10 protein-coding genes are annotated in these 8,810 nt (G+C 68.9%); 3 read left to right on the top strand and 7 right to left on the bottom strand.

The genetic code is table 11. The features are described 5' to 3' along the window. Positions 1-227: 227 nt before the first annotated feature. From tsaE to AOK24_RS12575, 6 genes are all read right to left on the bottom strand, one after another. Entirely contained in the window at positions 228-731 is a 504-nt protein-coding gene (tsaE, locus tag AOK24_RS12600) for a tRNA (adenosine(37)-N6)-threonylcarbamoyltransferase complex ATPase subunit type 1 TsaE (RefSeq protein WP_055720150.1), read from the bottom strand. Beyond that, positions 703-1,926, bottom strand: a complete 1,224-nt coding sequence (locus AOK24_RS12595; RefSeq protein ID WP_055720149.1) for an alpha/beta fold hydrolase — start codon at positions 1,924-1,926, stop codon at positions 703-705. Before AOK24_RS12595 ends, tsaE begins: the two co-directional genes overlap by 29 nt. Positions 1,927-1,950: 24 nt before the next feature. Further along, positions 1,951-3,099 (bottom strand): alanine racemase, encoded by a 1,149-nt coding sequence (gene alr, locus AOK24_RS12590; protein ID WP_055720148.1) that lies wholly within the window; start codon positions 3,097-3,099, stop codon positions 1,951-1,953. A 13-nt stretch (positions 3,100-3,112) separates the two neighbouring features. Next, positions 3,113-3,931, bottom strand: a complete 819-nt coding sequence (locus tag AOK24_RS12585) for a L,D-transpeptidase family protein (protein ID WP_055720147.1) — start codon at positions 3,929-3,931, stop codon at positions 3,113-3,115. A gap of 113 nt (positions 3,932-4,044) precedes the next feature. Then, entirely contained in the window at positions 4,045-4,188 is a 144-nt protein-coding gene (locus tag AOK24_RS50545) for a hypothetical protein (protein WP_240553858.1), read from the bottom strand. Between the two features lie 500 nt (positions 4,189-4,688). Next, positions 4,689-5,048, bottom strand: a complete 360-nt coding sequence (locus AOK24_RS12575; RefSeq protein WP_159051853.1) for a hypothetical protein — start codon at positions 5,046-5,048, stop codon at positions 4,689-4,691. A gap of 97 nt (positions 5,049-5,145) precedes the next feature. On the opposite strand from AOK24_RS12575, the gene AOK24_RS12570 reads away from it, so the two are divergent. Together AOK24_RS12570 and AOK24_RS12565 are read left to right on the top strand one after the other, a co-directional pair. Continuing rightward, positions 5,146-5,940 (top strand): helix-turn-helix domain-containing protein, encoded by a 795-nt coding sequence (locus tag AOK24_RS12570; protein ID WP_420876666.1) that lies wholly within the window; start codon positions 5,146-5,148, stop codon positions 5,938-5,940. Further along, on the top strand, positions 5,937-6,146 hold the full coding sequence (locus AOK24_RS12565) for a DUF397 domain-containing protein (protein WP_055720144.1): 210 nt from the start codon (positions 5,937-5,939) through the stop codon (positions 6,144-6,146). Before AOK24_RS12570 ends, AOK24_RS12565 begins: the two co-directional genes overlap by 4 nt. 329 nt (positions 6,147-6,475) lie before the next feature. On the opposite strand, the gene AOK24_RS12560 is transcribed toward AOK24_RS12565, so the two are convergent. Beyond that, positions 6,476-6,874, bottom strand: a complete 399-nt coding sequence (locus tag AOK24_RS12560) for a hypothetical protein (RefSeq protein ID WP_055720143.1) — start codon at positions 6,872-6,874, stop codon at positions 6,476-6,478. Between the two features lie 990 nt (positions 6,875-7,864). Here AOK24_RS12560 and mycP point away from each other — a divergent pair. Next, on the top strand, positions 7,865-8,810 hold a 946-nt coding region (gene mycP / locus AOK24_RS12555), incomplete at its 3' end, for a type VII secretion-associated serine protease mycosin (protein ID WP_055720151.1).

Genomic DNA, 8,810 nt, shown 5'->3' with positions numbered 1-8,810 from the left:
GCCGGAGGCAGGGGCATCGGGGCCCGGGGAGGCAGTGATACCGCCTCTGCTGCGGCGTTTGCCGCGAGTAGGTCGCGTAGGGAAACAACCGGCATGGACATGGACGCCTCCAGCGGGTCGGGGGCGAGGGTGGAGGCTACTTAGGTAGACCTAACCACGGGCTGGGTATTATGTGACCACGGCCGATGCGGGGGACGCAATGTTTTGCCGACATCGCGTCGGAACGTTCACACCTGGAGCACACGGTCCAGTTCGGCGCCGGCCCAGCGAGCCCCGAGCCCGCGCAGCGACACGTGGCGGACCTCGTCCGTGGTGTCCCCGACGGCTCGCTGGATCCGGATCACCAGCCGGTCGTCCGTGAGCTCCTCGACCTTCCCCTCCCCCCACTCCACGACGATCACGGAGTCGGGGAGGGAGACGTCGAGGTCGAGGTCCTCCATCTCGTCGAGCCCGCCGCCGAGGCGGTACGCGTCGACGTGGACGAGAGGAGGCCCGGAGCCCAGGGAGGGGTGGACGCGGGCGATGACGAACGTCGGCGAGGTCACCGCCCCCCGTACGCCGAGCCCTTCCCCGAGCCCTCGCGTGAGCGTCGTCTTCCCGGCCCCGAGCTCCCCGTCGAGCATGACGAGATCCCCGGCGCGCAGGATCGAGGCGAGCCGGAGGCCGAGGGCGCGCATCTGCTCGGGGGACGTGACGGTCAGCTCAACCTGGCTGTGCTGTGCTGCTTCCATAGCCGCCAACCGTAGCCCCCGCCGGAAACGCCCCGGCCCGCATGAGCAGGTCGGCGAGCCGGTCGGTGACCACCTCGGGGTGCTCCAGCATCACCAGATGCCCGGCGTCGGGGACGAGCACCAGCTCGGCGTCCGGCAGCAGATCCCCGATGGCCTCGCTGTGCTCGCTGGGCGTCACCAGATCCCCGACCCCGGCGAGCACCAGCACCGGCATCTCCCGGAACCACGCCAGCGCCTCGGTCTTGTCGTGCTCGGTGAACGCCGGATAGAACTCGGCGACGACGTCGATGGTCGTCCCCTCGATCATCCGCTCCGCGAACCGCGCGACGGCGGGATCGACGTCCCGCGAGGAGAACGAGTACCGCTTGATGATCCCGGCGAAGATCTCGGCGGTGGCCCGCCGCCCCTTCTCGACGAGCGCGGCCTGCTGCCCGAGCACCTTCAGGACCCCCGGCAGCACCCGCCGCACGGCGTTGACCCCGGCGGCCGGCAGCCCGTAGTTGACCTCCCCGAGCCGCCCGGAGGACGTCCCGACGAAGGCGGTCGCGACGACCCGCTCCCGGACGAATTCGGGGTACTGACCGGCGAGCGCCATGACGGTCATCCCGCCCATGGAGTGCCCCACGAGCACGACGGGCCCCTCGGGCACCGCCGCGTCGATGACGGCCTTCAGATCCCGCCCCAGCTGATCGATGCTGACCGGCACCCCGTCCTTGAGCTGCGCGACCCCGTGCCCCGACCGCCCATGACTGCGCTGATCCCAGTGCACGGTCCGGACGACCCCCCGCAGCGCCGCCCGCTGGAAGTGCCACGAGTCCTGGGTCAGGCAGTACCCGTGACTGAACACGACGGTCACCGGAGCCGGCGCCTTGCGCCCGAACAGGCGCCGCCGCCGGGGCGCGGACCCGCCCTCGGGCTCGACGTCGTCGACCTCGTAGTACAGCTCGGTGCCGTCGTCGGCGTACGCCTTGCCGGGCGTACCGCGCAGCGCGCCGTACGGGCCGGCCGCGTCCAGCGCGAGCCGCGCCTTCTTGCGCATCCCGCGCCCGACGGTCATCCGCTCCAGGGCGACCCCCGCGGCGGCGCCCGCCGCGATCACCCCTATCGCCGCGCCCGCGATGCCGGTCGCGCGGCGCCAGTTGCCCGCGGCGTCCCCCGTGGCGGAGACGATCGCCTCCACACCGCTCTCGCTCACGTACCGCTCCTCTCCACCGAGTGACTACCCATTCACATAGACGCGGGGAACCCGCGCGGAGATCCGGGTCACGATCTCGTACCCGATGGTCCCCGCGGCCTGCGCCCAGTCCTCGGCGGTCGGTTCCCCACGATCACCCGGTCCGAACAGGATCGCCTCCGCACCGGCCCCGACCTCGTCACCTCCGAGGTCCACCACGAACTGGTCCATCGCGATCCGCCCGGCCGTCGTACGCCACTTCCCGCCGATCAGCACCGGCCCGGAGCCCGAGGCGTGCCGGGGGACGCCGTCGCCGTAGCCCAGCGGGACCAGCGCGAGGGTCGTCTCGCCGGGGGTGACGTAGTGGTGGCCGTAGCTGACGCCGTGCCCGCCGGGTACGTGCTTGACCAGCGCGACCGGCGCCGTGAGCGTCATCGCCGGGCGCAGGCCCAGATCGGCGGGGGCGCCGAGGTCGGGGCTCGGGGAGAGGCCGTACATCGCGACGCCCGGCCGGACGAGGTCGTAGTGCGCCTCGGGGAGGGTGAGCGTGGCGGGCGAGTTCGCGATGTGCCGGACCTCGGGGCGGACACCCTGCGCCTGCGCGTACGCCGTCATCTCGCGGAAACGGTCCAGCTGGGCCCGCGTCGAGGGGTGCCCGGGTTCGTCCGCGCACGCGAGGTGCGACCAGATGCCCACGATCCGTACGGCGCCGGCGCGCTCGGCGTCCAGGGCGTGGCGTACGAGGTCGGACCAGTCGGCGGGCTGACTGCCGCCGCGGCCCAGGCCGGTGTCGGCCTTGAGGTGGACGCGGGCTGTACGTTTTGTTGCTTTCGCGGCATTGGTGACTTCTCGCAGCGCCCACAGCGCGCTCACCGACACGTCGATGCCGGCCTCGATCGCCTCACGCCAGGGGGCTCCCGGCGTCCAGAGCCAGCACATGATCCGTACGTCGTCGGGGAGACCGGCGTTCGCTTTGAGGGCCAGCGCCTCCTCCGGCGTCGCCGTCCCCACCCACGTCGCGCCCGCCTCCACCGCCGCGCGGGCGCACGGGATCGCGCCATGGCCGTACCCGTCGGCCTTCACGACCGCCATGAAGGCCGCGCCGGGTGCCTTCGACCGCAGCGCGCGCACGTTCGCCCGCAGCGCCGCCAGGTCGATCACCGCCCTGGGGCGCGCCCGTTCCGTCTCTCTCATCGCCCCCAGTCTCTCAGAGCCGCCTCTTCCCCCAGACGTACACCCGGTCGCCCTTCTTCAGCACACCCCAGAGCTTGCGGGCGTCCGGGACGGTGAGATTGACGCAGCCCATCGAGCCGACGGTCGTGTGAATACTCCCGTACACCGCGTGGAATGCCTGGCCGCCGCTGAAGAACTGCGCATACGGCATCGGGGTGTTGTACAGCGTCGAGACGTGATTCTTGTGCCGCCAGTAGATCTTGAACCATCCGGTGCGGGTGGGGTGGGCTTTCCGGCCGCTCCGCATGGAAACAGGGCCGAACACGACCTTATTGCCCTTCTGCACCCAAGTGATCTGCCGCGTGAGATCCACACACGCGACACGGTATTTCCTCACCGGGCACTTCTTCGCGGCATTCGGCTTCTTCTTGGCGGAGAGGAATTGCATCCGCTTCCAGGTGACCGGCCCCGCGAATCCGATAGCGGGCTTGATCTTCTGCTTCTTCTGGAACGCCTTGATCGCCTTGCAGTCCTTCGCGGACTGCTTTCCGTCCACTTTCAGCTTCAGCCATCGCTCGACCTGCCGCTGATAGGGCCCGGTCTTCTTGGTGCAGCTGATACGGGCGACGGCTTCGCCGAGGGGTACGTATTCGACGAGGGCGTAGGCGTTGGGGGCGGCGTCCGGGGGCTCGACGGCGTCTTCCTCAACGCCGGGTTCGTAGATCTTCGGCGCCAGCACCTGATCCGGCGTGTCGACCAGCGCGGTCTGCTTCACGCCGGGCACGAGGTCTTCCTCCGGCACGGGGGCAGCGCTGGCAGCGGTCCCGGGCAGCAACACGACGCCGGCCAGCATCAGGGCGAGGGGTGTACGTCTGCTCATCATGCGATCAGACGTAACGCCCCGGGCGCCGCGAGCGGTGTAGGGCTCGCGGTGGGGTCACCCGGAACGCGGAGCGCGGCGGCGCGCTACGGGGGGTCCGGGCCTTGGTCCATCAGGGTCGGTACGGCCGTGTCCCGGTGACCCGTCGCGTCCTCCACCGGGCGGTTCTCGTACAGGGCGTCGGCAGCCTCGATGACGTAGTCGGCGAACGAGGACCAGGCGCCGGGCACCGGAACGCCGGCCTCCTCGAAAGTGCCGATCCGCCCCTGACCCGGGCCCGGTGCGCAGCCGGCGAACAGGCCGTACAGGCCACTGCGGTCGGTCGCGGCGAAGGCGAGGCAGCGCAGGGCGGGGTCCGCCGGACGGCCGATGGTGTGCGGGCCCTCGTTCCACAGAGGCAGGTGCCGGACCGGGGGGGATCGCGCACTTCATCGGCAACAGCCAGGCCGTCCCCTGCCCCCGCGAGGGCAACCCGGCGCCGGGCTCCGGGGCCCACCCGAAGTCGGCGGGGTGCCCTGTACCGTCCCGCAGCCGATAGAAAGCCCGCAGCCCCGGCGGGAAGACCAGGTCGAGTTCCCGCTCCACCGCCCTGACCTCCGCCTCCGGCGCGGGCGGCGGCAGCATCCGCCACGAACGCGGCGCGTACCGCTCCAGCCACGCCTCGATCCTCACCCACGCGCCCTCTGTCGCCTGCCTCTGCCGCCGGTCGTCCCCTACGCGGAACCCCTCCCTACTCGTACCGCTCCCAACTGTGCCTGCCCCGATGCCCTTCCGTCAGCCAGCACGCGTCTCCCTTTTCCGGCCCCCGCGAGACGCAGTACGGCAGCTGTTCCACTTTCACGTTCTGAGGGTCCGACCAGGTGATCCACACCGAGCCGCTCGCTTTTGCCGAGAGGTCCCTCAAGAGGCAGGTGTGCGTGCCGTATTTGTGCTTGTCGAGTTCACAGGTCACGTAGTCCGGGATCGGCTCCTCGTCCGGCCGGCCGTCCGGGTAATTCAGCGCGGCTTCCTTCAGTTCGTCCGGGACGACGATGGTGGTGGAGCAGAGCATCATGGCAACCTCCTTGACTTTCTGGGTCGTTCTGGTCACACGATGAACTATCGGTGCGTACGGTTGAAGGGTTCTGAGGTTTCCAATAGCCCTGGAAAGCAGGTGAATTGAACAGGTGAACGGAGAATCGGAGCCTGTGGACGGACTGGAGTGGTTCGGGAGGGAGGTCGCGGCGGCACTGGAGCACAAGGGGGCGACGCAGAGGGCTTTGGCCGTGGCTACCGGGTACAAAGAGCCGTACGTGTCCAAGGTGGTCAACGGGAAGGCGCTGGCGTCACAGCACTTCGCGGACCAGTGCGACTGTTTCTTCAACACGCCGGGGTCGTTCGGGCGGTTGTTGGTGCGGGTGAGTGAGCGGGGGAACCCGGGCTGGTTCGTGCCGTATCTGCAACTGGAGAAGGAGTCCGCCAAGATCGAGGACTACAGCACCAGTTTCATCATGGGCATCCTCCAGACCTCGGAGTACGCGGAGGCGGTCTACCGAGCGGCACGCCCCCGCGAGTCCGAGGACCAGATCAAGGCGCTCGTGGAACTCCGCCTGCGACGCCGGGAGATCCTGGAACGCCCGGAGCCGCCGATCCTGTGGGTGATCCTGCACGAAGCCGTGCTGCGTACGGTGGTCGGGAACCGAGGCGTCATGGTCGGACAGTTGCAACACCTCGCGGCAATGTCCGCGATCCCGCACGTCACGCTTCAGGTTCTCCCCTTCGCTGCGGGTGCTCCCGCGTCTGGCCAGTCGTTTAACCTGCTTACGCAAGAAGACGGAGCGACGGTCTTGTACTCGGAGACCGCAGGCAGGGGGTTCGTCAACGACTCCGCGTCTGACGTGCGGACGTGGTCGGACACCTACAACCGGCTCCGTGCGGCAGCGGAATCCGAGGCCGACTCCTTGGCCCTGATCCACTCGATCATGGAGGAGCACGCCAGATGAGCAACACCCTCGATCCTCGCCGCCTCACCTGGGTCAAGAGCACCTACAGCGACGGCCAGGGCGGCCAGTGCGTCGAGTGGTCCCCCTCCTACGCCCGTGCCCACGGCCTCGTCCCCGTCCGCGACAGCAAGACCCCCACCGGCCCGACCCTCCTCCTCACCCCCGCCGCCTTCACCGGCCTTCTCACCCTCGCCCGACTTTCCTGACCCCCAGGAAACTCGGGGCGAGTTGAGTACGCGTGCTCATGTGGGCGCGCGTACGTGAGGGTTGGATGGGTCGTGCGGGAGGAATGACGGGACGTCGCCGGCGAGCGGCGCGGGGGAAGGCGTGGCCTGGTGGCTTCCGGAGGGACCCTGTTCGAGGGCATGAGCCATGAGCAGATGCTGGAGTGGCTGAACCAGGCGAACGCCGGGAGCGTGCAGACGGCCGCGTCGAAGCTGGAGTCGGCGGCTGAGGAGATCGCGAAGATCGCGGACGAGCTGGGGAGGCGCCCCGACAGGGTGGAGTGGAAGGGCGAGGGCGCCGACGCGTTCCGCTACTGGGCCTCCGACCTCGCCAACGCCACCTGGCGGCTGTCGGAGTTCAGCAAGGGCGCCTCCAACTGGCTCAACCAGGCGTCCGACTCCATCGCCCTGGCCCAGTCGGCGATCCCCCGCGACGCGCCCACGGCCCAGGCGAACCTCGACGCCGCGTACACCGCGCACAACGACCCGGACGCGCCCGCGATCAGGTCCCGGTACGCCCAGAACCTCGCGGAACTGACCGCCGACCGGGAGAAGGTGCGGCAGGAGGCCGCCGCGCAGATGACGAAGCTGGCGCAGTCGTACGCGTGGTCGGCGACACAGCTGAACGCGCTGGAGAGGCCGAAGTTTCCGCCGCCGCCGGAAGCGTTCGTACCTGACGCGGACCAAACACGTGATGGCTCACAGGACATGGGACGGGGCGGTAGTCCTGCTGGCGTGAACTCACTCGTCGGAGGGAGCGCTGTGGTCGGCAGCGCAGCCATGTCGACCAGCACCTTCTCATCGCGTCACGTCTCCAGCACCCCCGCAACTCAGCCGCACGTTCCCGAAGAAGCGCTGCCCCCGGCACGGACGTCCATCGACTCGGTCAGCACTTTGCCGACACAGACTCCGGTGGAGGCTCCGCGCGCTCCCGTCGCCCCCGCCTCGGTGAGAGATACGACGCCATCCGGCTCGATACCTCCTCTGCTCGGTGGAGGACAGGTCCTGCCTGTCAACAACCAGATGCTTCAGGGCCGGACGTCCGGTACCGGAAGGATCCACGTGCCCTCGGTGGGCGAGGCAGCCAGTACCACGAAACCTTTCGGCCGCGCCCCGAGCGTTTCCGGAGGCAATGGCATCATCGGCGGCCGTCCGGTACTCCCTTCGGAGGGCAGGCCGACCGGAGCCATTCCGCGTGGCACGGTCGCGGGCGGGGAAGGTACGCCCGCCCGTAGTCCTATGGGACCGATGGGTCAGACTCCCAACATGGCGACGAACCCTGTCGGGCGAGCGACGAGCACACCGGGTACAACGCCCAGTGGCCGTCCCGTGTCTTCTCCCGGCGGCATCGTCGGGGGGCATCCAGCATCCAACTCTGGTGTTGTAAGGGGCGGTTCTGTCCAGCAGCCGGGACGCGGGGGAGCACGTGTGCCTGGTTCCAGAGCCATCGGTTCCAACGGAACAACTCCCCGGGGCGCGATCACGGGCGGTACGACTGCCTCAGAACGCTCCGGCGAAGGACGCGGCGCGGCAGGGACTGCGTCCCCCTTTCCCCAAACGCCGCCCTCGACGCACGCAAGGAGCGGAAGCAGCCGGCCGTACGGTGTGACGGAGGACGAAGAGACCTGGCAGCGGAATCATCGCCCGACTGTGCCGCCGGTCGTCGACTGACAGTTCAGGGTTGAGGGAGAGCGAAGTTCATGCGCTTCAGTGGAACTCGTCGTGTTGCCGCAGCAGCCGTTCTGGGCCTGCTGCTGGTGGGCGCTGCGGGGGCACCGGCGGTCGGCGCCGGATCGACCCGCGAACAGCAGTGGTTCCTTGACGGGATGCAGGCCGAAACGATGTGGAAGACCAGCACCGGCAAAGGCATCACGGTCGCGGTCATCGACACCGGCGTCGACCCCACCAACCCTGATCTCATCGGCCGTGTGCTCTCCGGCAAGGACTTCGCCACGGATCAGCCTGGTGACGAGCACACGGACTATGACGGTCACGGCACAGGCATGGCCGGTCTGATTGCGGGAACTGGCGCGTACGACGGTGGAAACGGTGCGTTCGGTCTGGCTCCAGGGGCGAAGATCCTTCCTGTCCGCATGCCCAAGAGCGGTGAAGCAGCCAATCTGGCTGAGGGAAACAAGCGGTTCAACGAGGTACTCCCGGGGGCGATCCGCTACGCGGCGGACGCGGGTGCACAGATCATCAACATCTCTCTGGGGCAGACCGATGACTCCTCAGGAGTGAGGGAGGCCGTGAAGTACGCCCTGGGGAAAGGGGCGTTGATCTTCGCAGCCGTTGGAAACAGCGGGAACGCGGGAAACCAGCCCGAATACCCGGCAGCCACCCCCGGGGTGGTCGGCGTGGCAGCAGTGGGCAAGAACCTGAGCAGAACAGACGAGTCCCAGTTCGGTTCTCAGGTAGACATGGCCGCACCAGGGGACGACATGGTGCACGCCTGCGGCGGCAAAACAGGTCTCTGTAGGACTCACGGCACCAGCGACGCCACCGCCCTCGCCTCAGCGAGCGCCGCCCTGATCTGGTCCGTCCACCCCACGTGGACGAACAACCAGATCCTCCGTGTCATGCTCAACACCATCGGCGCCCCCGTCGACGGCGCCAAGTGGAACAACGCCATCGGCTACGGCATCG

The organism is Streptomyces niveiscabiei (assembly GCF_001419795.1).
GTDB classification, from domain to species: Bacteria; Actinomycetota; Actinomycetes; order Streptomycetales; family Streptomycetaceae; genus Streptomyces; species Streptomyces niveiscabiei.
The sequence above is the reverse complement of the archived record's forward strand: the minus strand, read 5'-3'. Positions and strand labels throughout refer to the sequence as shown.